Origin of the sequence: Mycobacterium sp. 852014-50255_SCH5639931 (assembly GCF_001665605.1) — a bacterium.
GTDB lineage: Bacteria > Actinomycetota > Actinomycetes > Mycobacteriales > Mycobacteriaceae > Mycobacterium > Mycobacterium paraffinicum.
Window position 1 is genome coordinate 45,370 of the sequence record NZ_LZSV01000046.1, and the last position, 24,780, is coordinate 70,149.

Below are 24,780 nucleotides of genomic sequence, written 5' to 3' on the forward strand. Positions count from 1 at the left end.
GATAGGCCCGGGGTGAGGCCGCGCGCCCCACGCGGGCGAGTGTCGGCGTCCCTGCCGGAATTCCCCTGGGACACGCTGGCCGACGCGAAAGCGCTGGCCGGTTCCCATCCCGGCGGAATCGTCGACCTGTCCGTCGGCACCCCGGTGGACCCGGTCGCCCCGATCATCCAGGAGGCGCTGGCCGCCGCCGGTTCCGCGTCCGGATATCCCGCCACCGCCGGCACCCCGCGCCTGCGGGACTCAGCGGTCGCCGCGCTGGCCCGCCGCTTCGGCATCACCGGCCTCACCGAGGCAGCCGTGCTACCGGTGATCGGCAGCAAGGAGCTCATCGCCTGGCTGCCCACCCTGCTGGGGCTGGGGTCCGCGGACGTGATCGTGGTGCCCGAGCTGGCGTATCCGACCTATGACGTCGGGGCGCGGCTGGCCGGAGCGACGGTGCTGCGGGCGGATTCGTTGACCCAGTTGGGCCCGCAATCGCCGGCGCTGGTCTACCTCAACTCCCCGAGCAACCCGACCGGGCGCGTGCTGGGCGTCGACCACCTGCGCAAAGTGGTCGGCTGGGCGCGCGAGCGGGGCAGCGTGGTGGCTTCCGACGAGTGTTACCTGGGCCTGGGCTGGGAGGCGCAGCCGCTGTCGATCCTGCATCCGTCGGTCTGCGACGGCGACCACAGTGGACTGCTCGCCATCCACTCGCTGTCGAAGAGCTCGTCGCTGGCCGGTTACCGGGCCGGATTCGTCGCCGGGGATGCCGATCTGGTGGCCGAGCTGCTGGCGGTGCGCAAGCACGCTGGGATGATGGTGCCGACGCCGGTGCAGGCTGCCATGGTCGCCGCCCTGGACGACGACGCCCACGAGCGAGCGCAGCGCGAACGGTACGAGCGGCGGCGGGAGGCGTTGCTGCCGGCGCTGCGCTCGGCCGGATTCGCCGTGGACCACTCCGAGGCCGGCCTGTATCTGTGGGCGACCCGCGGCGAGCCGTGCGCGGACACCGTCACGTGGTTGGCCGAGCGCGGCATCCTGGTGGCGCCCGGCCACTTCTACGGCCCGCGGGGCGCGCAGCACGTGCGCGTCGCGCTGACGGCGACCGACGAGCGGATCTCCGCCGCCGTGCGGCGGCTGGCCTAGCCGAAACTGATCCGAATCCGAATCCGACCAGCTGCCACCATGGCGGCCGCCAGCGTGCACAATGCATCGAAGGTGTTTCGCCCGCTCAACCTCGGGTAAGGACGGTGGTCGTGACAACTTCGGCCGACAAGCTGCGCATCCCCCTTTCGGTCGGGGACATCGTCAAGCGGGTGTTCCTGGGAAAGCCCCTGATCACTGAGGACATCGCCTCCGAGAAGCTGTCGAATCCGGTTGCCCTGGGCGCGCTTTCGCCGGACGCCGTTTCGTCCGTCGCCTACGGTCCCGAGCAGATCCTGATCGAACTGCTGCCGCATGCCGGGCTGGCCGCCTTCCTGCTGTTGCTTCCCATCACCGGCGTCATCCTGCTCATCCTGGTGCTGGTGGCCGCCTCGTACCGGCAGGTGGTGATGGCTTACACCCGCGCGGGCGGCTCCTACATCGTCGCGCGGGACAACTTCGGGCCCCGGGTGGCGCAAATCGCCGCCGCGGCGCTGCTGATCGACTACGTCGTCACCGTTGCGGTGCAATCGGCGGCCGGGACGGTCGCGGTGGTGTCGGCGCTTCCCGCGCTGGGCCCGTACAGCCTCGAACTCACCGTCGCTGTGGTGCTTGCCATCTGCTACGCGAATCTGCGTGGGCTGAAGGAGGCGGGACTGCCGTTCGCGGTGGCGACCTATTCCTTCATCGTCATGGTCGGCCTGACGATCGTGGTCGGCGTGATTCGCGCATTCGCCGGGAACCTACCGGTTTACGATCCCGCGCACATGGCCGGAACCGTGCCGGTACACCAGGGCAACGGGTTGGTGCTGGGCGCCACGATTTTGGTGTTGCTGCGTGCGTTCGCCAACGGGGGCTCGTCGCTGACGGGGGTCGAGGCCATCTCCAACACGGTCGACTACTTCCGAAAGCCGCAGGGCCGCAACGCGCGCCGCGTGCTCACCGCCATGGCCACCGTCCTCGGCCTCCTGCTGGCCGGCGTCGCCTACCTGGCCCACGTCACCCACGCCACGCCCTATCTCACGGAATACCCGTCGGTGCTGTCCCAGATCGGCCGTGCCGTCTTCGGCAACGGCGTGATCGGCGACGTCTTCTACATCCTGGTCCAGGCCGCGACCGCGGCCATCTTGTTCACCGGTGCCAATACCAGTTTCAACGGATTCCCTGCGCTGGCCAGTTTCGTCGCCGAGGACCGCTTCCTGCCGCGCCAACTCACCAAACGCGGCCACCGGCTGGTCTTTTCGAACGGCATCATCACCCTGACGGCGCTGTCGGTGCTGTTGCTGGTGGTGACCGGAGGGTCGGTCAACGCGCTGGTCCCGTTCTATGCGATCGGTGTGTTCACCGGGTTCTCGATGGCCGGCTACGGGATGACCAAACACCATCTGACACACCGGGAACCGGGGTGGCGACGCCGCCTGGCGATCAACCTGTCCGCGGCGATCCTGTCGACGATCGTTGTGGGCATCTTCGCGGTGGCCAAATTCACCGAGGGCGCGTGGCTGGTGGTCGTCGTCTTCCCGCTGCTGGTGTTCATGCTGATGCGGCTCAACCGCGAATACCGGGCCGAGGCAGCCATTCTCGAGATGTTCCGCACCGACCGTCCGGAGTTGGTGAAGTACGCGCGACACCGGGTGTTCGTGTTCGTCGACTCGGTCGACCTGGCGGTGATCGAAGCGTTGCGCTACGGCAGGGGATTACGGGCCGACGAGCTGACCGCGGTGCACTTCATGGTCGACCCGGCCCACGCCACGCAACTGCGAAAGCGCTGGGATCACTTCGGTCTCGACACCCCGCTGCGTGTGGTGGACTGCCCGGACCGCCGGATCATCCGGTCCGCGCAGCTGCTGGTTGCCAAGGCGCGCGAGGAACAACCCCACACCAATGTGACGGTGCTGCTGCCGCGCCGGACGTTCGGGCGGCTGCTGGGCCGGCTGCTGCACGACCGCACAGCGGACAAGATCTCCAGCGCGGTGAGCCTGATCCCCGATGCGGCGGCGACGATCGTGCCCTACGACGTGGAATCGCGCATCAAGGAGGCCTACCCCGACACCTTCGAGCAGCGGATCGCCCAGGAGATCGACAAGCTCGAGGCGTGGGTGTCCAAGGGTGAGGACGAGAAGGTGGACGCCTACGAGCACCCCGAGCGGCCGGCTTCGGTCATCCTGGTGGCCGGGCTGATCTCGGGGCAGCGGGCCACCGTCGAAGGGCGGGTCAACCAGGTCGAGGACGTCACCGACCGCGGGCGCACCTTCCGACAGGTGGTCGTCGGGGACAACAGCGGGGAAATGACGGTCACGTTCCGTCCCGGTCATGGGGGCGCCGACATTCAGCCCGGCCAGCTATTGCGGATCACCGGGAAGGCGCGCCAGACCGGCAACCGGCCCATCTCGATGATCGATCCGACGTATTGCGTGATCGAGGACCCCGCGAAGGCCGTCGACGCCGGCGAATCCGGCGAATCCGGCGAAACGTAACGTCCCGCGGCGGGGGCAAAAGTGGCCGGATCTCTCTGCGAATCGCGATCGCCCCGGCCGCGGATTGCGAGACCTTGGCGACCGCGAGCAACCCGCAGCGCCGGCAATCGCTGCGGGACATGGGGATTGAGCATGTCTACGTCTCGCGCCGCACCAAGTTCGCCGACGACGTAGCTGTTGCAAGCGCGACATCTCGCGACACCCACCTCGGGCTGATTCCTTTCTGAGGCGACCTGTCCCTGTTCGCGGTCGACGTGGCGTTGCTGACGTTCAGCCACCCCGAGACCGTTCGCCGCCTGTTGACCACCGTGAACCAACGCAAGGCCGACGGCGGGCTGCCGCTGCCGCGGACCACGCACTACCCGATCCACGACGCGCCGCCACGGTCCGGCTGGTGGGTGCCGGCGCCGGCCCTGCCCCGGATCGCCGAGTGCCGCCACGCGACCCCGAAAACCACCCTAAACTGACCATCTTAACTTGTAGACTTGCCGAAGTCCGGTTTTACTCGTAGGCGATGCCGCGCACGGTCGTTGCCAGGAATGAGCGCGGCGGGGCGCCGGTTGAGAGGACCACGGGCCACGTACCGATGAGGCGTGAAAAGCCGACGAGGAGCTGAGGATGTCCAACAACATCACCTGGCACGACCACCAGATCTCTCGCGAGGCGCGCGAACGGCTCAACGGCCACAAGGGCTGCGTTATCTGGTTCACCGGGCTGAGCGCCAGCGGTAAGAGCACGGTCGCGAACATCGTCGAGCAGAAGCTGTACGAGCGCGGCGTGCGGAGCTACCTGCTGGACGGCGACAACGTCCGCCACGGGCTCAACGCGGGCCCGACTCTCCTCGAAGAGCGCCACGGAGTCGAGTTCGCGAAGCGGTTCGGTCTGGGGTTTTCCGCCGAGGACCGCGAGGAGAACATCCGGCGCCTCGGCGCGGTCGCGAAGTTGTTCTGCGACGCCGGGGTCATCACCTTGACGGCCTTCATCAGCCCGTACCGGCACGATCGCGACGCGGTTCGCGCCACCCTCGCCGAGGGCGATTTCCTGGAGATCTTCATCGATACGCCGATCGAGATTTGCGAGCAGCGTGATCCGAAAGGCTTGTACAAGAAGGCTCGCGCCGGTGAGATTCGGGGTTTCACCGGAATAGACGATCCGTACGAAGCGCCGCTGAGCCCGGAGCTGCGGCTCGAGGGTGGCACGAAGGAGGCGGACACGCTGGCCGAGGAAGTGGTCTCGCATCTCGAGAAGGAGGGCGTCATTCCCGCCCGCGCCGCTGCCGCCCGAGAGTTCGACCCACACCGCGAAGCGAGGTCATGAGATGAACTATCACGGTCACAACGGGAAACCGATCGTGGAAAGAGTGTCCACGGACAGCGCCGCCGGACAGATCAAAGGCCTGCCGCGCGTGCCGATTTCCAAGGCGACCGCGCACGAGGTGATCAGCCTGTCCTACGGGTTCTTCACCCCACTGTCGGGGTTCATGGGGCGGCAAGAGGTCGATGGAACCCTGGACAAATTGCGGCTCCCGGACGGAACGCTGTGGAGCATCCCGATCGTGTTCGACCTGTCGTCCGACGACGTCGAGAAGCTGGGGGTCAACGAGGGCGGCAGCGTCGTGCTGGAGTACCTCGGCGCACCGATCGCGATCCTCGACGTCACCGAGATCTACGAGTACGACCTGCAGCGCTTCGCCGAGAAGACGTACGGTACAACCGATCCCAGGCACCCGGGTGTGAAGAAGGCGCTCGCATACGCGAACCGGTTCATCGCCGGTGACGTCACGCTCATCAACGAGCCGGTGTTCAACGAGCCCTTCAAGAGCTTCTGGCTCACGCCCAGGCAGCACCGCGATGCGCTCGCAGAGAAGGACTGGAAGCACGTCGTCGCCCACCAGACCCGCAACGTCCCCCACACCGGACACGAGGCGCTGATGAAGCAGGCGTGGCTGGCCGCGAACGAAGACATGCCCGTCGACAACCTCAACACCGGCGTGCTCGTCAACGCCATCATCGGGCAGAAGCGGGTGGGGGACTACATCGACGAGGCCATCCTGCTGGCGCAGGACGAGCTGAGGAAGAGCGGGTACTTCCGCGAGGACGTCCACAAGGTGACCTTCACGCTGTGGGACATGCGGTACGCGGGGCCCCGCGAGGCGATCTTCCACGCGATCCTGCGGACGAATCTCGGCTGCACGCACCACATGTTCGGCCGCGACCACGCCGGCGTCGGCGACTTCTACGACCCGTATGACTCGCAGAACCTGCTGCAGCAACACCGGTCGGAGCTGGGCATCAAACCGGTGTTCCTGCGGGAGAACTGGTACTGCCCGGAATGCCGGGAGGTGACCAACTCCGCGTTGTGCGGTCACGACTCCCAGGCGCAAAGCTTCAGCGGCAGCCTGATCCGTAGCATCCTCACCGACGAGGTGAAGCCCACCCAGCAGGTCATGCGCCACGAGGTGTTCGAGGTGGTCTTGGACTCCGCCGCCAAATACGGCCAGGGCTCGCCGTTCGTGACCGAGGATTACCTGAAGGACAGGCTGCCGGTGTTCACGCTGAACCGGTTGGAGGAAGCTACCTCATGAGCGGCGCCGAGAAGCAGATCAAGGTCAACGTGTGGATCAACGAGGAACGGCTCGAGGCGCTGGCGCGCGCCGGAATGGCCGACTCGGCCAAGGATGCCTTCGCCGGTATGAAGCTGTTGGAGATCTACACCACCGAAGCGCAGAAGGACATTGTGCTGCAACGCTTCCCGGGGGCCAAATACGACTCCGCCACCACTAAGTCCATCGAATTGCTGCCCAAAAAGGTAAAGGACAGGCTGTTGGAGTTGTCCATCGCGCTGCACTCCACCGGTCCCGACGTGGTGGACCGCTTCCTTACCGAAGCGCAACCCTAGCCGGAACTAACGCCGTTCAGGCGTCCAGCCGGGTGAACTGCTGCCGGCGGTATTGCTCTACGCAGGCGGCCCGCCGGATCTTGCCGCTCGTCGTGGTGGGAATCGACCCCGGTGACACCAAGACGAGGTCGGCGACGTTGAGGCCGTGCGCGCTCGAAATCGCCGCGGTGACATCGTTTTTGACGACGGCAAGCCGGTGTAGCGCCTCCTCGTCGGAATCATCGCGCTGCTTCAATTCGATGATGGTCACCAGCTTTTCGGTCTCGTCCACCGGGACGGAGATCGCCGCAACCCGGCCCCCGGTGATCCCCTGGACCGTCGACTCGATGTCCTCGGGATAGTGGTTGCGCCCGTAGACGATCAGCAAGTCCTTGATTCGGCCGACGATGAACATCTCTCCTTCGGAGACGAAGCCGAGATCGCCGGTGCGCAGCCACGGCCCCTCGGGTGTGCCCGGCGACGTGTCGGCCAGCTTTCCAGCGAAGGTGTCCTGCGTCTCGTCCGGCTTGCGCCAATAGCCCTCGGCGACGTTATCGCCGTGCACCCAGATTTCCCCGACCGTTCCGGCGGGAAGTTCGATGCTCGTGTCGGGGTCCACGATCCGCACCGTCGGCGACTTCGGCATGCCGTAACTGAGCAGCGGTACGCCGGTCCCAGCTGAGCAACGTTCCGCGCTGCCCTCCGACAGCTTCTCGGGTTCGAAGTGAACGACTGCTGGTGCGCCTCTCACACTGCGGGTGGCGACATAGACGGTCGCCTCCGCCAGACCGTAGGACGGGCGCATCATGTGATCGCGAAAGTTGTACGGGGCGAATCGATTGCAGAACCGGTCCAGGGTGGCGGGGTGGATTCGCTCGGCACCGCTGACGATGCCCAGCACGTTGCCGAGATCAAGTCCGGCCATGTCGGCGTCGGTTGTCTTCCGGAGGGCCAGTTCCAAGGCGAAGTTCGGTCCCGCCGAGAAGCGGGGGCTGGGTTTGGCCAGCGCTTGGATCCACCTCGCCGGACGCTGCAGGAAAGCGATCGGACTGGTGAACTCGCAGGGGTAACCGCTCAGGATCGGGATGATGACACCTTGCATCAAGCCCATGTCGTGATAGAAGGGCAACCACGACACGATGGTGGTCTCGGGTGGCGCCATGCCATTCGAGTCCGGGAACAAGTCGAGCATCAGCTGCTGGAAGTTCACCTGAAGATTTCGGTGCGAGATCATCACCCCGGCGGGAAGCCGGGTCGAGCCCGACGTGTACTGCAGGTACGCCGTTTCGGGAGCGCCGCTGATCCGGACGCTCGGCGCGCTGGCGTCGTCCAGATCCAGGGCGTCGACCTCGACGATGGCCGGGGCCGATCCCGGCTGGTGAAGGTACTCGGTGACGGCTTCGACGGCCGTGGACGTGGTGAGGATGACGGTGGGCGTGGTGTCGGCCAGGACGGCGCTCACCCGTTCGTCGTGCGAGCCCGCCGCCGGCACGGACAGCGGCACCGCGATCAGCCCGGCCTGCATCGCCCCCAGGAACGCCACGATGTAGGCCAGGCCCTGGGGAGCGAGGATCACGGCCCGGTCCCCGACGGCGCCGTGCCGCTTGAGCTCGTGCGCGACGTTCAGGGCGCGCTGGTACAGCTGCGCCCACGTCAACGTCTCGGTAACGCCGGCCCAATCCTGTTCGTAGTCGGTATACCGGAAGGCGACGTCGTCGGGCTGCAGACCCGCGCGTTCACGCAGCAGTGACACCACGGACGCGCTCGACATGGACGTTAGGTTACCGCCTCCCGCCACGGTGCACCCGGGAGTCGCAATCCCAGCGAAAACAGCAGCCGCACCTCGGGATCGACCAGCGAAGTCGACATCAACTTCTCGATGCGCCGCACGCGGTAGCGGACCGTGTTGGGATGCACGTGCAGCGACTGCGCGGCGGCGGCGATGTCGCCGAAGCTGTCCAAATACACCCGCAGGGTCTCGGCCAGTACCGGCTCTCGCGCGCGCAGTTCGACGATCCGCGGATCGACCAATCGTTCTTCGCGGCCGACCAGGGTGAGGACCTCGTCGAGCAAGACGGTGGTGCGCGCCTCGGCCAGCGATGTCACCTGCGGAATCGAAATAGGATGGCGCGCAGCGCTGTCCAGTACGCGGTCCAGCTCGGTGCGCGCGGCCGCGACCCCGGCGAGGCCGGCGACGGGGGCGGCGATGGCGGCCCGCAGCTGCACCCCCAGCTCGGAGCGCATCGCCGCGATGGTGCCGCGGACCCACGAGGTGACCGAGCGGGTCTGCGTCTGGGGCAGCAGCACATAGATTCGTGATCCACGCGAGGCGATCTGGGCATCCCGCCGAAAAGCACTGGCGCTCAGCGCCATTACGTCGGCCAAGCGTGCCTGACGGGGCGCGCTGTCCGCTGGGGTGTCCGCTGCGTCCCAGCCGATCAGCGCGGCGTCGCCGTCGGCGGCGAGGCCGAGTTCGCGTGCGACGGCGGCCGCGTCGGGCTCGCCGTCGATCAGGCCCAACAGCTGTTGCACCCGCCGCACGTGCGTGGAGGGGCGGGCCGCCAACCGCGCCATGATGCGCGAGGCCAGTACCGCCGCGCCGCGCAGCATCGCCTCGGCGTCGTCGGCCAGCGGTTGCGCGCCCTGCTGCACCCAGATCGTGCCGGCGAACGATGGGGGCCGCCGCGCATCCACCGCGGGCTGGTAGATCCCGACGGCCAGCCGCGGCCGCAGCCCCAACTCCGGACGCTCGGCCACGCGCACCACCTGATCGCTCGCCCGCAGCGCATCGAAAATGCCCCACTGGCCGATCCATTCGAGATGCTCGGGCGGCCCCGCCCGCCCCAGGATGGAAAGGCGGCGCAGCTCGTCGGCTTCGTCGTTGGATGCCGAATAGGCCAGCACGTGCGATTGGGCGTTTTCGATGCTGACCATGCCGTGGATGCGGTCGGCCAGCGACTGCGCCAAACCGAACAGGTCGGTGCCCGAGTCCTCCGCCGCGTCGGCGCGGTCCCCGTGATGCTCCAGCACGTGGTTGACCAACTGGTAGAGCCGCTCCCAGCGGGCCCGCGGCTCGACGGCGACCACCGCCGACCCCGTGCCGACCGCCGCGCTCACCAACGCGGCGGACGGCTCCTTGGCAAAGATCGCCACCGGAACGCGCTCGCGGGCCTGCTTGTCCATCCATCGCAGCGCCTCGTCGTCGGCCACGCCCAGCAGGAAGAACACGTCGGCCGAGCTCGCGGCCGCCGCCAGCCCAAGCCGCACGTCGTCACTGTCGATCAACGCCGCCGAGCCCACCGGAAGGTCCAGGCCCCGCGGCGCGTCCACCAGGCGGACCAGGGTCGCGTCCAGCGCGAGCAACAGCTGACCCAGCCCCACACCCGCCATTGTCCGATCGTACTACCATACAGCCGTAGTCTTGTCCGATCGGCTAACTCCGCGGGTAGCCGCGGCGAGGATCCTGGCAGCATGGACGCGATAACCCAGGTGCCGCTGCCGGCCAACGAGCCGGTCCACGACTATGCGCCGCACTCCCCGGAACGCGCCCGGCTGCGCGCCGAATTGGCCGCCCTCGCCGATCACCCCATCGACCTCCCGCACGTCATCGGCGGTACGCACCGGATGGGCGACGGTGAACGCATCGACGTCGTCCAGCCGCACCGGCATGCCGCCAAGCTGGGCACCCTGACGAACGCCGTCCACGCCGACGCGGCGGCGGCGATCGACGCCGCAATGGCCGCGAAAGCTGCCTGGGCGGCGATGCCGTTCGACGAGCGCGCGGCCGTCTTCTTGCGCGCCGCCGACCTGCTGGCCGTGCCGTGGCGGGAGAAGATCGCCGCCGCGACGATGCTGGGCCAATCCAAATCCGTCTACCAGGCCGAGATCGACTCGCCCTGCGAACAGATCGACTTCTGGCGGTTCAACGTGGCGTTCGCGCGTCAGATCCTGGCGCAGCAGCCGATCAGCGGACCGGGGGAGTGGAATCGCAGCGACTACCGCCCGTTGGACGGATTCGTCTACGCGATCACGCCGTTCAACTTCACCTCGATCGCCGGCAACCTGCCGACCGCGCCCGCGCTGATGGGCAACGCCGTCGTGTGGAAGCCGTCGATCACCCAGACGCTGTCGGCCTATCTGACCATGCAGCTGCTCGAGGCCGCGGGGCTGCCGCCCGGTGTGATCAACCTCGTCACCGGCGACGGCTTCGCGGTTTCCGACGTGGCCCTGGCCGACCCGCGGCTCGCCGGCATCCACTTCACCGGGTCGACGGCCACCTTCCAGCACCTCTGGCAGCAGGCCGGCGCCAATATCGGCCGTTACCAAAGCTATCCGCGGCTGATCGGCGAGACCGGTGGCAAAGACTTCGTGGTGGCACACCCCTCGGCGCGGCCGGATGTACTGCGCACCGCGCTCATTCGCGGCGCGTTCGACTACCAGGGGCAGAAGTGCTCGGCGGCGTCGCGGGCGTTCGTCCCACATTCGGTGTGGCGTCGGATGGGCGACGACTTCCTGGGCCAGACCGCTGCGCTGCGCTACGGCGACGTCACCGACCTGACCAACTACGGCGGCGCGCTGATCGACCGGCGTGCGTTCATCAAGAACGTCGACGCCCTCGAGCGAGCCAAGAGCGCGGCCCATGTCACCATCGCCGTCGGCGGCGAATACGACGACAGCGTTGGCTATTTCGTCCGCCCCACGGTGTTGCTCTCCGATGACCCGACCGACGAAGCGTTTGCCACCGAGTATTTCGGTCCGCTGCTGTCGGTGCACGTCTATCCCGACGACGACTACGAGCGGATCTTGGACGTGATCGACACCGGGTCGCGGTACGCGCTGACCGGCGCGGTCATCGCCGACGACCGCGACGCCGTGCTGGCCGCCCAGGACCGCCTGCGCTTCGCCGCGGGGAACTTCTACGTCAACGACAAGCCGACCGGCGCGGTCGTCGGACGTCAGCCGTTCGGGGGATCGCGCGGCTCGGGGACGAACGACAAGGCCGGGTCGGTGCTGAACTTGTTGCGCTGGACGTCGGCCCGCACCATCAAGGAGACGTTCGTCCCGGCGACCCACCACACCTACCCGCACATGGCGGCCGACTGATGGGCGGCGTGTTCGCCAGCACCATTCGGCCCGCGATCATGGCCGCCAGCCGGCGACCGGGGTTGCGCCGGGCCGCCGAAGGGCTGCCGGTTACCCGTCGCGTGGTGCACCGCTTCGTGCCCGGCGAGACGATCGACAGCGCGCTGGACAGCGTTGCGGCCCTTCGCTCTTCGGGCCGCCATGTCAGCGTCGACTACCTGGGCGAGGACGTCACCGCCGCCGACGACGCCGGTGCGGCGGTGCGCGTCTATTTGGACCTGATCGACCACCTGGCCCGCTTCGGCGACAACGCCGCCGTCCGCCCGCTCGAGGTGTCGCTGAAGCTGTCGGCCCTGGGACAGTCGCTGGATCGCAACGGTGAGAAGGTCGCCCGGGAAAACGCCTTCGTGATCTGCCAAGCGGCGCAGCGGGCGGGCGTCTGGGTGACGGTGGACGCCGAAGACCACACAACGACGGACTCGACGCTGGCAATCGTGCGCGACCTGCGGTGCGAATTCTCTTGGCTGGGCGTGGCTTTGCAGGCCTACCTCCGGCGCACGCTCGACGACTGCGAAGAGTTCGCGGCGTCCGGGGCGCGGATCAGGCTGTGCAAGGGCGCCTACGACGAACCGGCCGCGGTGGCCTACCGCGATCCCGCCGCGGTGACCGATGCGTACCTGCGCTGCCTGCGGGTCTTGATGGCCGGCTCGGGCTACCCGATGGTGGCCTCCCATGACCCGGCGATCATCGAGGCGGTGCCCGCGCTGGCACGCGAAGCTGGCCGGGGAGCAACCGATTTCGAGTACCAGATGCTGTACGGCATCCGCGAGGTCGAACAGCGGCGGCTGGCCGCATCCGGCAACCACGTCCGCGTCTACGTGCCGTTCGGCACCCAGTGGTACGGCTACTTCATGCGCCGGTTGGCCGAGCGGCCCGCCAACCTGACGTTCTTCTTGCGCGCGCTGGCGCAGCGCGGTCACTGAGCGGCGTAGCCTTTCGGCCATGAGCCTGGTCATCGAGGAGATGCCCGATCTCGGTATCACCCGGGTCTCGCGCTGGGTCTTCAACTGTTACGTCCTGCACGGCGGCGACGGCGCGGTGGTCGTCGACGCCGGACTGCCGCGGGTCGCCAGCGATCTGGCGCCCGTTCTGGGTCATGTCGGCACCGTGCATGCCGTGGTGGCGACTCATGGGCACAGCGATCATGTCGCCGGCGCGGCGGAACTGACGGCCCGCTATCGCGCACCAATCTGGTTGCCCGCCCGCACACTTACCTATCTGGGCGGAGCGAAGCCGCGCACGCCGACGCCGGCCCGCGCCGCACGTATCTGGCCCACCCTGATCGACCAGCCGCTCGATCGCATCGGTGTGGCGGGGCTGCTCAGCGGCGCCCGGGTGGCGGGATACGGCACGCCGGCCGGCATGCGCTGGACGGGGCCATCCCCAAGCGGTGGCCTTGCCGACGACCAGCCGCTGCCCGGCGCGCCGGATTGGACCGTCATCAACGCGGGCGGACACACCGACGACAGCATCGCGCTGTGGAATTCGACGACCCGAACGCTGCTGTCCGGCGACGCCGTGCTGACCGTTCGCGGCAAGGTTTGGCACACACCGGAGATCGTCGACCCGGCGAGCGCCGCCGCCACCCGCAGGCGTCTCGAAAAACTACCGGTCGCACACCTGCTGCCCGGCCATGGCCGACCGGTTCACGTCGCCGAAACCGTGTGGCCCGAACAGCGCCGCTGATGTTCAAGACCGATCGACCGTGCGCTCACGGCTTCGAGTGTGAACACCCGGCGGCGACACGCCGACCATTCCCGCCCTGGACGCACACTCGACGCCCACGGATTGACACGCGACGCGCTGAGCCACTACCCGCGGCGGGGCCGCGGGCGGTCGCCCGCGAAACCGCGCACCACGTGCGCGCGCACGAACTCGGCCGCCACCTCGGGATCGTCCATGTCCCGGATCGAGGACGGCGTGCTGAACAGCGAGAAGAGGATGCGCGCAAACCATTCCGCGGCGGCCTCGACGTCGAGGTCCTTGCGCACCTCGCCGGTCAGGCGGGCGGCCGACAGGTAGGGCGCGAAGAAGTCGACGCATTCGCGCAGCAGCACGGCGGCATCCTTGGTCAGCAACAGGCTGACGGCATCCTCGTCGAAGTACTTCTCGGAGGCGATAGACCGCCGGGCCTGGGTCACGAAAACGGCTGCCTGGCTTAACTTTTCTTCGAGTGAGCCGCCCCGGTCCATGGCTCGGGACATCTCGCGATAGAACCATTCGGAAGCGTGTTCCGCGCACGCCTCGATGATGGCGCCCTTGTCGCTGAAGTACTCGTAGATGGTGCTGCGGGACACGCCGGCCGTCCGGGCGATGTCGACGATCGTCGCCTTCTGCAGCCCCTGCTTGCGAAAGCAGGCGTATGCGGATTCCACGATGAGCTCGCGCGTATCGGCCGCCTGTGTCAATGCGGAAGCTTCAGTCGTCATGGCACCAACGCACCCCGGGGCACCAGCCCCGCGTCGGCCGAGGCGAAGGCGTCGTTGACGTCGGCCAGATGGAACGGATCGGGCATCAGGCGGTCGAACGGGAAGCTGGTGTGCTGCAGGAAGCTCAGGCCGATCGCCAGCGTCACGGGGTCGTAGAACATGACGCCGCGCACGGATTTATTGCCGTAGACCAGCGCGCTCGGATCCAGTTCGAAAGTCCGCCCCATGCCGACGTTGCCCACCTCGAGGAGCGTGCCGCCGTTGTTGAGGAACCCGATCCCCTCGGGGATGACGCCCGGCACACCGACGACCTCGAGCACCCAGTCGGCGCCGATGCCGTCGGTGCGCCAGTGGACCTGCTCGGTGACTTGCGCGGTCGAGAGCACGCTCGCGTCGATGCAGTGGGTGGCGCCGAAATCGGCGGCGACGTCGAGTCGTTCGGTGATCTTGTCGATGACGATGACCTCCGCGGCGCCCGCGGTGCGGGCCACGGCCGCGGCGTTGATGCCCAGCCCACCCGCGCCCTGGATGACGACCGTGTCACCCAGCCGCACATCCCGCAGCGCGAAAAGCACCTGCGCCAGAGCGCAGTTCAGCGGGGCGACGGCCGTGTCGGGCAGCTCGTCGGGCACCTTGTACAGCGGTTGGCGCCGGCTGGTGTAGTAGTACTCCCCGTAGGCCGCGACGAAGTGCGGCGCCTGATCGTGCGTCCGGTATTCGCCGGCCATCAGGTTCTGGCACGCATAGGACCGGCCTCGCGCGCAGGCGTGGCATTGACCGCAGAACCAGAAGTACGGTGTCACCACGCGATCGCCGACGGCCAGCGGCTTGCCGGTCGCGTCGGCGGTCAGGCCCTCACCGAGTTCGGCTATCTCGCCGACCATTTCGTGACCCATGGCGAACGGGCACGGCAGCGGCAGTTCGCCGCGGAAGATGTGCAAGTCGGACCCGCAGATGCCGGCCATCCGCAACTTGAGCGCCGCCGTCCCGGGCGCCGGGGTGGACAACGGAAATTCGGCCAGCTCGATGGGCCCGCCGTGGGCGGTCAGCAGCGCGAGCTTCGGCATGATGATTCCCCCTCAGTTGGCCGGCGCCAGAATCAGCCCGCTGGTGGGTACCCCGGTGCCCGAGGTGACCAAGACATGTTCGACGTTGTCGACCTGGTTGTAGGACGTGCCGCGCACCTGGCGCACCCCCTCGGTGATGCCGTTCATGCCGTGGATGTAGGCCTCGCCGAGCAGGCCGCCGTTGGTGTTGATCGGGAACTCCCCACCCAGCGACAGCCGCTCGACGGTGGCGAAGTCCTTCGCCTCGCCGCGCCCGCAGAACCCGAGCTCTTCGAGCTGGGTGAATACGAACGGCGTGAAATGGTCGTAGATGAACGCGGTTTGGATGTCTTGCGGCTTGAGCCCCGAGTCGCGCCACAGCCTGTTGGCCACCACGCCCATCTCGGGCAGGCCGGTGATGTCGTCGCGGTAGTAGCTGGTCATCATCTCGCCGTTGGCGGCCGCGCCCTGGGCGGCCGCGGTGATGATCGCCGGCGGCTGGCGCAGGTCGCGCGCACGCTCGGCGCTGGTGACGACGAGCGCGACCCCGCCGTCGCTTTCCTGACAGCAATCCAGCAGGCGCAGCACCGGTTCGACGATCCAACGCGAATTCTGGTGGTCTTCCAGCGTGATCGGGCGCTGGTAGAACCAGGCATCGGGATTGCGGGCCGCGTGCGCGCGGTCGACGACCGCGATGCGGCCGAAGTCCTCGTTGGTGACCCCGTACGTCGACATGTAGCGCTGGGCGTGCATCGCGACCCACGCTGCGGGAGTCAGCAATCCGAACGGTGCGTAGTGCGCCATGAACAACGGTGTTTCCGCCATGCTGCGTCCGCTGCCGCCGAACCGGAAACCGGACCGCTCGTTGAAGGCGCGCCAGCACACCACGACGTCGGCGACGCCCGTCGCGACGGCCATCGCGGCGTGCACCACGGTGCCGGCGGCGGCGCCCCCGCCGTGGTGGACGCGGGAGAAGAAGCTCAGGTCGCCGATCCCCACGTTGCGCGCGATGTCGATCTCGTCGCTGGAGTCCATGGTGAACGTGACCATGCCGTCGACGTCACCGGGTGCCAGGCCGGCGTCGTCGAGCGCGGCGCTGACCGCCTCGCACGCCAATTGGAGTTCGCTGCGGCCGGATTCCTTGGAGAACTCGGTCTGGCCGATCCCGACGATGGCCGCGGCACCGGGCAGCGAGCCGCTCACGCGGCCGTCCCGTCGCGCAGGCTCAGGATCGCGGTGCCCGAGACGTGATCGCCAAGGCTGTTGGAGCCCTTGAACGTCACCTCGACGAAGTTCTCCCCATCGGTGCCTTCTGTCTTGCCGGTGACGGTGCCGGTGAAGCGCAGCGGATCGTCGGGAAAGCACGGCACGCCAAGGCGGATCGACAGCTTGTTGACCATCGCTTCCGGCCCGGCCCAGTCGGTGAGGAACCGCACGCAGTAGCCGTTGGTGGTGAGAATGTTCATGAACAGGTTGGGCGAGCCCTGCTTGTTGGCGTAGTCGCGGTCGTGGTGCACGGGCATGAAGTCGCGGGTGGCGATCGCGCCCGCGACGATCATCGTTGTGGTGATGGGGATCTCGAGTGGGGTGACCCCGTCCCCAACGGAGATGTCTGCCCAGCGCAGGGTGGTGGTGCGGCTCGCGGTGGTCGTCATCAATGTCCTTCCGAATACGTTGCGCCGAGGTGGGCCAGCTGTGCGGTAGCCGGGCCGAGCGTGAGCTCGTTGTGCTTGGCCCACAGGAAATAGCGGTGCAGGGGATAGGTGGCGTCGATGCCGATGCCGCCATGGACGTGCTGGGCGGTGGCGGCGACGCGGGCCCCTGCCTCGGCGGCCCAAAACTTCGCGATGCGCGCGGCGCGGTCGGCGGGCCGTCCGTGCGCGACCAGCCACGCCGCGTGCCACGTGGTCCACCGGATGGCTTCGACGTCGATGAACGCGTCGGCCATCCGCTGCTGCACGGCCTGAAAGCTGCCGATGGGCCGGCCGAATTGCTCGCGGCCCGTGGTGTATTCGGCCGCGATCCGCAGGGCTCGCTCCGCGACGCCGAGCTGAATCGCGCACAGCCCGACCAGCGCGCGGGTGTGCAGCGACTCGAGCAGGCCTGTCCCGACGATCAGGTCGGCGTCCGAAACCGTTGCGCCATCGAGATACACGTCCGCGTGTGGTTCGCGGTTGGTGGTCGCCGCCGGCCGGATCTCGACGCCGTGGGCGTCGGCCGCCACCAGGAACAGGCCGGCCTCACCGCCGTCCATGGCGGCCGGGATCAACACGGTGTCGGCGAGTTGGGCGGCCGGAACCAGCTCCTTGGTGCCGTCGAGCCGCCAATTGCCGCCGTCGCGTCGCGCGGTGGTGGCGGGAGTCGTCGCGTCGGAGCGGCCCGGCTCGGCCAGACCCGCGGTCAGGATGCGGCTTCCGGCGACGACGCCCGGCAGAAAGCGTTGCTGCTGTTCGGGATTGCCGTGCCTTGCGATGGGGTCGGCCCCCAGCGCCAGCGTCGCCCAGGCCGGTACCGGAGCCACCGCCCAGCCCACCTCGGCCAGCAGCACCCCGAGCTCGACGAAGCCGCCGCCGTTACCGCCCACCGACTCCGGCAGCGCGGTGCCCAGCAGGTCGATGGCCGCCAGCTCTTTCCACAGTGCTTCGTCGAAGCGGGTGTCGCCGGCTTCCAACTCGGTCAGGCGCTCTGGCGTGGCGCGTCGCTCGAGGAGGCCGCGGGCGAGCTTGGAGATGGTCTCCTGCTCTTCGGTGAAGGTGAAGTCCATGAGTTCCGCCTAGGTGGCCGGCCGGAACTGGTGCAGCACCAGGTCGTTATCGAAGCTCTGGTAGTACACCTCGACCGGCATCCCGGTTGTAACGTCGGCCGGGTGGATGCCGGTCAGGTTGGACACCAGCCGCACGCCCTCCTCGAGTTCCACCAGCACGACGACGTAGGGATACTCGAAGAACGGAAACTTCGGCTCGTGCGGCATCACGTAGCTGTAGACCGTGCCGCGGCCCGACGACTCGACGGTGCCCCAGTCCAGGGAACGGCAGTGCGGGCACATCGGGCGCGGCGGGTGGCGCAGCTGCCCGCATCCGCCGCAGCGTTGGATCAGAAGCTTGTTGTCCCGCAATCCATTCCAGAAGAACTCGGTGTCCGGGGTAATGGCCGGCGCCAGGCGGGTCGCCATCAGCGCTCCGGCCTGAATCGCAGCACCCGGAATCGCTGCCTTCCCAGGACCTCGCCGTTCTGGTCGGTGTAGGTCGTCAGCCAGGTCAGGAAGAAGCCGGTGCCCAGCGCCGTCTTCTTCTCCTCGGAAACCGATTCGTACACCGTCGTCGCGCTGATGACGTCGCCCAGTCGCGGGTAGCGCTCGATCTCGAACTCCGAGTTGGTCGCCACCGTGCTGGTGTACCCGGCCGCGTCGAGGAATGCCGTTGGATTGCTTTTGATTTCGATGGGTGCGCCACCACGCTCGCCGATGCCCTCCAGGAGCGGCGACGGCATCGTCCAGGTCTGCAGCATCACCGGCGGCGACACGATGCCGCCGAACCGCGACTTCTCGGCGAACTCCGGGTCCAGGTAGACGGGGTTCATGTCGGCCATCGCGTACGCCCAGTGCCGGATCATCGGCTGGTTGACTGGATCCGGGGCCAGCGAGGGCTTTCCGGTGCCGCCGGTCGGCCGGCCGACGAGGGCCTTAACCTTGGCGCTGACGGTTTCTGTGTCGGTCACTGACGGCTGTCCTCCTATGTTGCGGTGGCGCGAAGGTCACGGGGAGCTCGCGGCATGCCCAATCCGGCCATGGCAATGATGTCACGCTGGATTTCGTTGGCGCCGCCACCGAACGTATTGATGACTGCCCATCGGTATGCGGTTTCCAGCGCGCCGCGTAGCGGTGCGTCGGTGCCCTGGCGTACCCCGTTGTGGTCGAGCACTTCAAGCAGCTGGCGGGCGACCTGCTGGGTCAGCTCGGTGCCGAACACCTTGGCGGCCGACGCTTCTCCCATGCTGAGCACGCCTTTGGTCATCGCGGCGTTGATGCGAAGGTTGACCAGTTTGTAGGCGGCGACTTGGGCCTCAACCCGGGCCAGGGCGAGCTGCACCCACGGCTGGTCGATGACGCGGCCGCCGTCGAGGTCGGTACTGACGGCCCACTCCAGGGTCTTCTCGAACAGCGGCTCGAGCGCCCCGAGGTTGCCGAGGGCCGCCCGCTCGAAGTTCAACTGGGTGGTGATCAGCTGCCAGCCCTGGTTCTCACCACCCACCAGCGCGCTGGCCGGGACCCGCACGTCGTCGTAGAACGTGTAGAAGGTGGAGATGCCGGGCATCGTGTGCAGCGGCTGCCAGGAGAACCCGGGCGACGAGGTGGGCACGATCAGGATGGAAATGCCCTTGTGCTTCTTGGCATTCGGATCGGTGCGGGCGGCCAGCCAGATGTAGTCGGCGTAGGCGGCGCCGCTGGTGAACATCTTCTGGCCGTTGATCACGTATTCGTCGCCGTCGCGGACCGCGGTGGTGCGCAGCGAGGCGAGGTCGCTACCCGCTCCGGGCTCGGAGTAGCCGATCGCGAACTCGACACTGCCGTCGAGGATCGCGGGCAGGAACTGCTGCTTCTGTTCCTCGGTGCCGCACTGCATCAGGGTCGGCCCAACGGTGTTGAGCGTCACCAGCGGGATCGGGGCGTTGACCCGCTGCGCCTCTTCGGAGAAGATGAACTGCTCGATCGCCGAGAACCCGCGTCCGCCATACTCTTTGGGCCAACCGACGCCGAGCAGGTCGGCCGCGGCCAGCGCCCGCACGCACTCGCGCACTTCGGGGCCGCCCTCCATACGTGCGCTGAGCGCGAGGCTGCGTTCGGGCGTCATCACCTGTTCCAGCGCGGCGCGGATCTCGGCGCGCAGCCGCTCCTGCTCGGGCGAGTACTCCAAATCCATCGGTTCAGGCCCCCAGCCGCACCGGCATGCGCTTGACCCCGGGAACCATAGTGGCGCGCATCCGGTCCACCCCACCCGCCAGCTCGAGCTTGGGGAAGCGGCGCAGCAGCTCGTCGAACATCACGCACGCCTCCAGCCTGGCCAATTGCGCACCGACACAGGAATGCTCGCCGCACCCGAACGCGATGTGCGGATTCGGGTGCCGGGTCACCTTGAACTCCTCGGAGTCGGCACCGAAGATCTCCTCGTCCCGGTTGGCGGAGCCGTAGAGCATCACGACCACATCGCCCTCGGCGATCCGCTGGCCGCGGATCTCGACGTCGGTCGTCGCGGTGCGCGCCATGTGCACGACGGGGCTGGTCCACCGCAGCATTTCCTCGACGGCGCCCGGTATCAGCGCGGGATCGTCGGCCAGCAGGCGGCATTGGTCGGGGTGCGTGATCAACGCCAGCGTGCCCAGCGCGATCAGGTTGCGGGTGGTTTCGTTGCCGGCCACCAGCAGCAGGTAGGCGAAATTCAGCAGGTCTTCATCGGTCAGCCGGACCCCGTCGATCTCCGCGCCGGCCAACACCGACAACAGGTCGTCGCGCGCGTCCACGCGCCTGGCGGCGATCAGCTTCTGGAAGTACTCGTACAGCTGCCCCATGGCGACCATCGGGTCGAGTTCGATCTCCGGGTCGGCCGTTCCAGTGGCCGCGTCCGACCACGCCCGGAACTGCTCCCAGTCATCGGCGGGCGCGCCGATGAGCTCGGCGATCATTCGGGTGGGCAGCGGAGCGGCGATCTCATCGGCGAACTCGTGCACGGAATCCGGCTCGATGCCGTCGAGGATCCCTCGCACGATCTCGCGGATCTTGGGCTCCAGGACGGCCACCCGCCGCCGGGTGAACCCGGAGTTGATCAGCTTGCGCAACTGCCGGTGCCGGGGCGGGTCGGTGAAGATGAGGTTGCCTTCCTGCACCGCGTTCCCCATCTGCGGATCGGGAATGGTGATGCCCCGGGTGGAGGTGAACGTGGCCGGGTTGGTGGACACGAACCGGATGTCCTCGTACTTCAACAGCGCCCAGAAGTTGGTGACGTCGTTCCAGCACACCGGCGCCGTCGCGCGCAGCTCGCGGTACGCGGGGTACGGATCGCCGGCATAGAAGTCGGGGGAGTGCAACAGAGAAGCGGGCAAAGTGGTCCGCACGGCGGCCTCCCTGAGCAGACAATCCGACACATTGACGTGATGTGTCTTGCGGCCTTGTGTCTACCCCGCGCGGCCCACCCGTGTCAATACCGGCGCGAAACCGGAAAATAGCACGCAATTCGCGTGGTTAGTGATTGACGGCACGGAGGCATGGGTGTACACCAAGTGGTTATATGACCGACGTTCGGGTGAGGAACCGCATGACCGAGCTGCAAACTCCGCGATCTCTTGTCGACACCTATCAGCTCTACATCGACGGCAGATGGGTGGAGCCGGAGGACGGTCGCTACGACGACATCAACCCGGCCACCGAGGAATCCATCGGCACCGCCCCGGACGCGAGCGTCGCCCAGGTCGGCGCGGCGATCGACGCCGCGCGGCGGGCGTTCGACAGCGGGCCGTGGGGCCGGATGGGCCCCGACGAGCGGGCCGGCTGCCTCAATCAGCTCGGTGCGGCCCTGCTCAAGCACGCCGACGAGATCTTCGCGCTGTCACAGGTCGAATGGGGCTGCGTCACCAACGAACGCATGATGCAAATCGACGGCGCCGGCTACATGTCGATGCATGCGGCCCAGCTCGCGACGAAGCTGGTCGACGAGCCGGTCACCGGGATCGGTGCCGGAACGACGTTGTTGCGCCGCGAGCCGCTCGGTGTCGTATCGATCCTGACGCCGTGGAACTTCCCGCACTGTCTCAACGTGATGAAGGTGAACAACGCCCTGGCCGCGGGCAACACCGTCGTGCTCAAGCCCTCACCGCTGACGCCGCTGGCGGGCCTCGCGCTGGCGCGCATCATCGACGAGGAGACCGACATCCCGCCGGGCGTCGTCAACGTCGTCACGCCGTCGGGCCTCGAGGCCGCCAAGCTGCTCACGACGGATCCGCGCATCGACATGATCAGCTTCACCGGCAGTTCCGCCGTCGGGTGCGAGGTCATGCGGGCCGCGGGTGACGCCATGAAGCGGCTGTTGCTGGAATGCGGCGGGAAGTCGGCGAGCATCATCCTCGATGACACGCAGGTGACCGACGACATACTGCGGCAGATGCTGTTCGATTGCTGCTCGCTGCATGCCGGGCAGGCCTGCATCCTGCACAGCCGGCTGCTGCTTCCCGATTCGTTGCACGACGACGTCGTGGACCGGCTCGTCGCGCTCGCCCGCGACGTCAAGGTCGGCGACCCCACGGACCCGGCGGTGGAGATGGGGCCGCTCATCAGCGCGGCGCAACGCGAGCGTGTGCAGGCGCACGTCGACGGTGCGGTCAACGACGGAGCGACGCTGGCGACCGGCGGCGGCCGTCCGGCCGGCCTGGATGTCGGCTACTACTTCGAACCGACGATTCTCACTGGTGTGCAACCGGATTCGACGATCGCGCAGGAGGAAGTGTTCGGGCCCGTGCTGTCGGTGCTGCGCTACCGCGACGACGACGACGCCGTCGCGATCGCGAACAACTCGTGCTACGGGCTTTCCGGCGCCGTGTGGGGCACCGACGTGGACCGGGCCGTCGCGGTCGCCCGGCGGATGCGCACCGGTCAGGTCGCGGTCAACGGCGTCGGGCCGGGCGATGCGCCGTTCGGCGGCTTCAAGCTGAGCGGGTTCGGCCGGGAAAGCGGCGGTATCACCGGGCTGCACCAGTACATGGAGGTGAAGGCCATCGGGATCCCGGCATGACGGGACCCCTCACCGGGCTCCACGTCGTCGAACTCGCCAACGAGATCTCAGGTCCTTACGCCGCAAAGCTTTTCGTCGACCTCGGTGCCGAGGTCACCAAGATAGAGCCGCCCGCCGGAGATTCGTTGCGCCGCTGGGGTCCGTTCCCGGGCGGAGTCTGCGACCCGCAGCGCTCCGGACTGTTCGAGTACCTCAACGCCGGAAAGCGCGGCGCCACCCTGGACCTGGCCGAGCCGGGTGATCTGGCGGCGACCCGCGAGTTCATCGCGCCGGCGCACGTGCTCATCGAGGATCTCGGTCCGGGAATGTTGGAACGCCGGGGGCTGGGCCCGGACGCCCTGAGCCGGCTGAACCCAAACCTGGTGTTGCTGCGCATCTCTGGATTCGGTCAGTGCGGGCCCTGGCGGCAGCGGCAAGCCACACCCCTGACCGTGCAGGCGGCGTCGGGATGGATCAGCGCCCGGGATCCGGACCGCCCACCGGTGCAGGTCGGTGCCCGCATCTCCGAGTACGTCGCAGGCGTTTACGGCGCGCTGGGCGCGCTGACCGCCTTGCGGCTGCCGACCGCCGGCCGGGTCAGAGAGGTCGACGTCTCCCAGCTCGAGGCACTGCTGTCGACGCTGCCCTATCCGATGCTCATGGCACAGCGCATGAAAGGCCTCGGCTTGCCCGCGAACCTGCGGTCGGCGCCCATGCTGGGTGTCGTCCGGGCCGCCGACGGGTGGGTGGGCATCAACTGCCTGACGGGCCAGCACTGGCTGGATGTGTGCGCCATGCTCGGCCTGCCCGAGTACGGCGAGCATCAGATCGCGATCATGATGGGCGGCCCGGAGCGCGACGAATTCTTCCGCAAGGCGGAGCCGTTGCTCGCCCAGCAGACCGTCGGCGAGATCGTGGAACTCGCTCAGGCCCTGCGCATTCCGGCCGCGCCGGTCAACGACGGGGCCACCGTGTCGACCTGCCCGCAGTACGCCGAGCGCGGTTTCTTCGTGCAATCCGGTGGGCCCGGTTGGTCGTTCCAGCGGCCCGGGCCGCCGTTCCGTTTCGCGAAAACCCCGGTGCCGCAACCCCGCCCGGCGCCTAACCTGGGCACGGGCCCCGAACCGTGGGCCACCGCGGCGCGCTCGCTTAACAGGACCGAGGGGCCGCTGCCCTTTTCCGGCCTGCGCGTCCTCGACCTGACCACGTTCTGGGCCGGGGCCTACCTGACCTGCTACCTGGGCGCGTTCGGCGCCGACATCGTCAAGGTCGAGTCGATCCAGCGGCCGGACGGACACCGCTACTCCGGCGCCTTCGCCTACGAGGGCGACGACTGGTATGAACGCAGCCCCATCTGGCAGGGCACCAACCTCAACAAGCGCGACCTCACCCTCGACCTGACCTCCGAGCGGGGCCTCGGCATCGCCCGGCGGCTGGCCGCAGAGGCCGATGTGGTGGTGGAGAACTTCTCGCCCCGGGTGGTCGAGCAGTTCGGCCTGGACTACGAGGCGCTGGTGGCGCTGAACCCTGACGTGATCGTTGTGCGGATGCCGGGATACGGCCTGCGGGGCCCGTGGCGCGACTACGTCGGGTGGGCGCTGAACTTCGAGCAGACCTCGGGAATGTCGGCCGTGACCGGTTACCCCGACGGTCCGCCATGCAACCCGCAGGGCCCCGCCGATCCCATCGTCGGCGTGCACGCGGGGGTCGCGCTGCTGGGCGCCTTGGAGCACAGGAGCCGCACCGGTACGGGTCAGCTGATCGAGATCGCCCAGATCGAGGTTGCCGCCTGCGTGACCGCGGAACCGGTGATCGAGTACTCGATGACCGGCGTCGTGCGTCCGCGGGAGGGCAACAGGCGGCGCGGCTACCTGCAGGGCGTGTATCCGACCAGTGTCGACGGGGTGTGGGTTGTCTCTTATACACATCT

General features: G+C 68.0%; 21 protein-coding genes and 1 pseudogene. 11 read left to right on the forward strand and 11 right to left on the reverse strand.

The window, feature by feature from the left end; translation table 11 throughout:
• Window positions 1-39: 39 nt before the first annotated feature.
• From dapC to A5758_RS24785, 6 genes and pseudogenes are all read left to right on the forward strand, one after another.
• Window positions 40-1,125, forward strand: a complete 1,086-nt coding sequence (gene dapC, locus A5758_RS24760) for a succinyldiaminopimelate transaminase (RefSeq protein ID WP_067745681.1) — start codon at window positions 40-42, stop codon at window positions 1,123-1,125.
• A gap of 110 nt (window positions 1,126-1,235) precedes the next feature.
• Window positions 1,236-3,599: an APC family permease gene (locus A5758_RS24765; RefSeq protein ID WP_067745742.1), complete on the forward strand. Its 2,364-nt coding sequence runs from the start codon at window positions 1,236-1,238 to the stop codon at window positions 3,597-3,599.
• Window positions 3,600-3,637: 38 nt separating this feature from the next.
• A pseudogene (locus A5758_RS26370) lies at window positions 3,638-4,011 on the forward strand (hypothetical protein); the annotation flags it as partial.
• Between the two features lie 206 nt (window positions 4,012-4,217).
• Window positions 4,218-4,916, forward strand: a complete 699-nt coding sequence (gene cysC / locus A5758_RS24775; protein ID WP_067745686.1) for an adenylyl-sulfate kinase — start codon at window positions 4,218-4,220, stop codon at window positions 4,914-4,916.
• 1 nt (window position 4,917) lies between these two features.
• Entirely contained in the window at window positions 4,918-6,183 is a 1,266-nt protein-coding gene (gene sat, locus A5758_RS24780; RefSeq protein ID WP_067745689.1) for a sulfate adenylyltransferase, read from the forward strand.
• The gene (locus tag A5758_RS24785) at window positions 6,180-6,497 is read left to right on the forward strand and encodes a hypothetical protein (RefSeq protein ID WP_067745691.1); all 318 of its coding nucleotides are present in this window, start codon (window positions 6,180-6,182) and stop codon (window positions 6,495-6,497) included. The genes sat and A5758_RS24785 overlap by 4 nt, the downstream gene beginning before the upstream one ends.
• A gap of 16 nt (window positions 6,498-6,513) precedes the next feature.
• Here the strand turns inward: A5758_RS24785 and fadD21 are convergent, their stop codons facing one another.
• Window positions 6,514-8,247 (reverse strand): fatty-acid--AMP ligase FAAL21/FadD21, encoded by a 1,734-nt coding sequence (fadD21, locus tag A5758_RS24790; RefSeq protein WP_067745693.1) that lies wholly within the window; start codon window positions 8,245-8,247, stop codon window positions 6,514-6,516.
• A 5-nt stretch (window positions 8,248-8,252) separates the two neighbouring features.
• Window positions 8,253-9,866 (reverse strand): CdaR family transcriptional regulator, encoded by a 1,614-nt coding sequence (locus A5758_RS24795; protein WP_067203828.1) that lies wholly within the window; start codon window positions 9,864-9,866, stop codon window positions 8,253-8,255.
• An 81-nt stretch (window positions 9,867-9,947) separates the two neighbouring features.
• Here A5758_RS24795 and pruA point away from each other — a divergent pair, with 81 nt between their 5' ends.
• From pruA to A5758_RS24810, 3 genes are read left to right on the forward strand one after another with little or no spacing between them, the layout of a single operon-like run.
• The gene (pruA, locus tag A5758_RS24800) at window positions 9,948-11,579 is read left to right on the forward strand and encodes an L-glutamate gamma-semialdehyde dehydrogenase (protein WP_067745696.1); all 1,632 of its coding nucleotides are present in this window, start codon (window positions 9,948-9,950) and stop codon (window positions 11,577-11,579) included.
• Window positions 11,579-12,541 carry a proline dehydrogenase family protein gene (locus A5758_RS24805; RefSeq protein WP_067745699.1) on the forward strand — a complete coding sequence of 321 codons (963 nt, stop codon included), beginning with the start codon at window positions 11,579-11,581 and terminating at the stop codon, window positions 12,539-12,541. Before pruA ends, A5758_RS24805 begins: the two co-directional genes overlap by 1 nt.
• A 19-nt stretch (window positions 12,542-12,560) precedes the next feature.
• Entirely contained in the window at window positions 12,561-13,304 is a 744-nt protein-coding gene (locus tag A5758_RS24810; protein ID WP_067745702.1) for an MBL fold metallo-hydrolase, read from the forward strand.
• A gap of 125 nt (window positions 13,305-13,429) precedes the next feature.
• Here A5758_RS24810 and A5758_RS24815 read toward each other — a convergent pair whose 3' ends face one another.
• Genes A5758_RS24815 through A5758_RS24855 form a run of 9 tightly spaced genes read right to left on the reverse strand, consistent with a single transcriptional unit; the run spans window position 13,430 to window position 21,201 of the window.
• Window positions 13,430-14,047, reverse strand: coding sequence for a TetR/AcrR family transcriptional regulator (locus A5758_RS24815; protein WP_067745705.1), 618 nt, complete (start codon window positions 14,045-14,047; stop codon window positions 13,430-13,432).
• A complete protein-coding gene (locus A5758_RS24820) occupies window positions 14,044-15,114 on the reverse strand; it encodes a zinc-binding dehydrogenase (RefSeq protein ID WP_067203823.1) in 1,071 nt (356 codons plus the stop codon). Before A5758_RS24820 ends, A5758_RS24815 begins: the two co-directional genes overlap by 4 nt.
• A gap of 12 nt (window positions 15,115-15,126) precedes the next feature.
• Complete coding sequence (locus A5758_RS24825; RefSeq protein ID WP_067745708.1) at window positions 15,127-16,296, reverse strand: lipid-transfer protein; 1,170 nt, start codon at window positions 16,294-16,296, stop codon at window positions 15,127-15,129.
• Window positions 16,293-16,748, reverse strand: a complete 456-nt coding sequence (locus tag A5758_RS24830) for a MaoC family dehydratase (protein WP_067745711.1) — start codon at window positions 16,746-16,748, stop codon at window positions 16,293-16,295. The genes A5758_RS24825 and A5758_RS24830 overlap by 4 nt, the downstream gene beginning before the upstream one ends.
• On the reverse strand, window positions 16,748-17,857 hold the full coding sequence (locus tag A5758_RS24835) for an acyl-CoA dehydrogenase family protein (protein WP_067745714.1): 1,110 nt from the start codon (window positions 17,855-17,857) through the stop codon (window positions 16,748-16,750). The genes A5758_RS24830 and A5758_RS24835 overlap by 1 nt, the downstream gene beginning before the upstream one ends.
• A gap of 9 nt (window positions 17,858-17,866) precedes the next feature.
• The gene (locus tag A5758_RS24840; RefSeq protein WP_067203819.1) at window positions 17,867-18,265 is read right to left on the reverse strand and encodes a Zn-ribbon domain-containing OB-fold protein; all 399 of its coding nucleotides are present in this window, start codon (window positions 18,263-18,265) and stop codon (window positions 17,867-17,869) included.
• Window positions 18,265-18,810 carry a MaoC family dehydratase N-terminal domain-containing protein gene (locus tag A5758_RS24845; RefSeq protein WP_067745717.1) on the reverse strand — a complete coding sequence of 182 codons (546 nt, stop codon included), beginning with the start codon at window positions 18,808-18,810 and terminating at the stop codon, window positions 18,265-18,267. The genes A5758_RS24840 and A5758_RS24845 overlap by 1 nt, the downstream gene beginning before the upstream one ends.
• Before the next feature lie 14 nt (window positions 18,811-18,824).
• A complete protein-coding gene (locus A5758_RS24850; RefSeq protein ID WP_067745720.1) occupies window positions 18,825-20,012 on the reverse strand; it encodes an acyl-CoA dehydrogenase family protein in 1,188 nt (395 codons plus the stop codon).
• 4 nt (window positions 20,013-20,016) lie between these two features.
• Window positions 20,017-21,201 (reverse strand): cytochrome P450, encoded by a 1,185-nt coding sequence (locus A5758_RS24855; RefSeq protein WP_067203816.1) that lies wholly within the window; start codon window positions 21,199-21,201, stop codon window positions 20,017-20,019.
• Window positions 21,202-21,401: 200 nt separating this feature from the next.
• On the opposite strand from A5758_RS24855, the gene A5758_RS24860 reads away from it, so the two are divergent.
• Window positions 21,402-22,871 (forward strand): aldehyde dehydrogenase family protein, encoded by a 1,470-nt coding sequence (locus tag A5758_RS24860; RefSeq protein ID WP_067745745.1) that lies wholly within the window; start codon window positions 21,402-21,404, stop codon window positions 22,869-22,871.
• Window positions 22,868-24,780, forward strand: a 1,913-nt coding sequence (locus tag A5758_RS24865) for a CaiB/BaiF CoA-transferase family protein (protein WP_067745723.1), incomplete at its 3' end; no start/stop codon positions are given. The genes A5758_RS24860 and A5758_RS24865, both read left to right, overlap by 4 nt.

Coding starts and splice junctions, on each gene's coding strand:
- cysC (WP_067745686.1), top strand. CDS start 4,218: ATGTCCAACAACATCACCTGGCACGACCACCAGATCTCTCGCGAGGCG.
- sat (WP_067745689.1), top strand. CDS start 4,918: ATGAACTATCACGGTCACAACGGGAAACCGATCGTGGAAAGAGTGTCC.
- A5758_RS24785 (WP_067745691.1), top strand. CDS start 6,180: ATGAGCGGCGCCGAGAAGCAGATCAAGGTCAACGTGTGGATCAACGAG.
- fadD21 (WP_067745693.1), bottom strand. CDS start 8,247: ATGTCGAGCGCGTCCGTGGTGTCACTGCTGCGTGAACGCGCGGGTCTG.
- A5758_RS24795 (WP_067203828.1), bottom strand. CDS start 9,866: ATGGCGGGTGTGGGGCTGGGTCAGCTGTTGCTCGCGCTGGACGCGACC.
- pruA (WP_067745696.1), top strand. CDS start 9,948: ATGGACGCGATAACCCAGGTGCCGCTGCCGGCCAACGAGCCGGTCCAC.
- A5758_RS24805 (WP_067745699.1), top strand. CDS start 11,579: ATGGGCGGCGTGTTCGCCAGCACCATTCGGCCCGCGATCATGGCCGCC.
- A5758_RS24810 (WP_067745702.1), top strand. CDS start 12,561: ATGAGCCTGGTCATCGAGGAGATGCCCGATCTCGGTATCACCCGGGTC.
- A5758_RS24815 (WP_067745705.1), bottom strand. CDS start 14,047: ATGACGACTGAAGCTTCCGCATTGACACAGGCGGCCGATACGCGCGAG.
- A5758_RS24820 (WP_067203823.1), bottom strand. CDS start 15,114: ATGCCGAAGCTCGCGCTGCTGACCGCCCACGGCGGGCCCATCGAGCTG.
- A5758_RS24830 (WP_067745711.1), bottom strand. CDS start 16,748: ATGACGACCACCGCGAGCCGCACCACCACCCTGCGCTGGGCAGACATC.
- A5758_RS24835 (WP_067745714.1), bottom strand. CDS start 17,857: ATGGACTTCACCTTCACCGAAGAGCAGGAGACCATCTCCAAGCTCGCC.
- A5758_RS24840 (WP_067203819.1), bottom strand. CDS start 18,265: ATGGCGACCCGCCTGGCGCCGGCCATTACCCCGGACACCGAGTTCTTC.
- A5758_RS24850 (WP_067745720.1), bottom strand. CDS start 20,012: ATGGATTTGGAGTACTCGCCCGAGCAGGAGCGGCTGCGCGCCGAGATC.
- A5758_RS24860 (WP_067745745.1), top strand. CDS start 21,402: ATGACCGAGCTGCAAACTCCGCGATCTCTTGTCGACACCTATCAGCTC.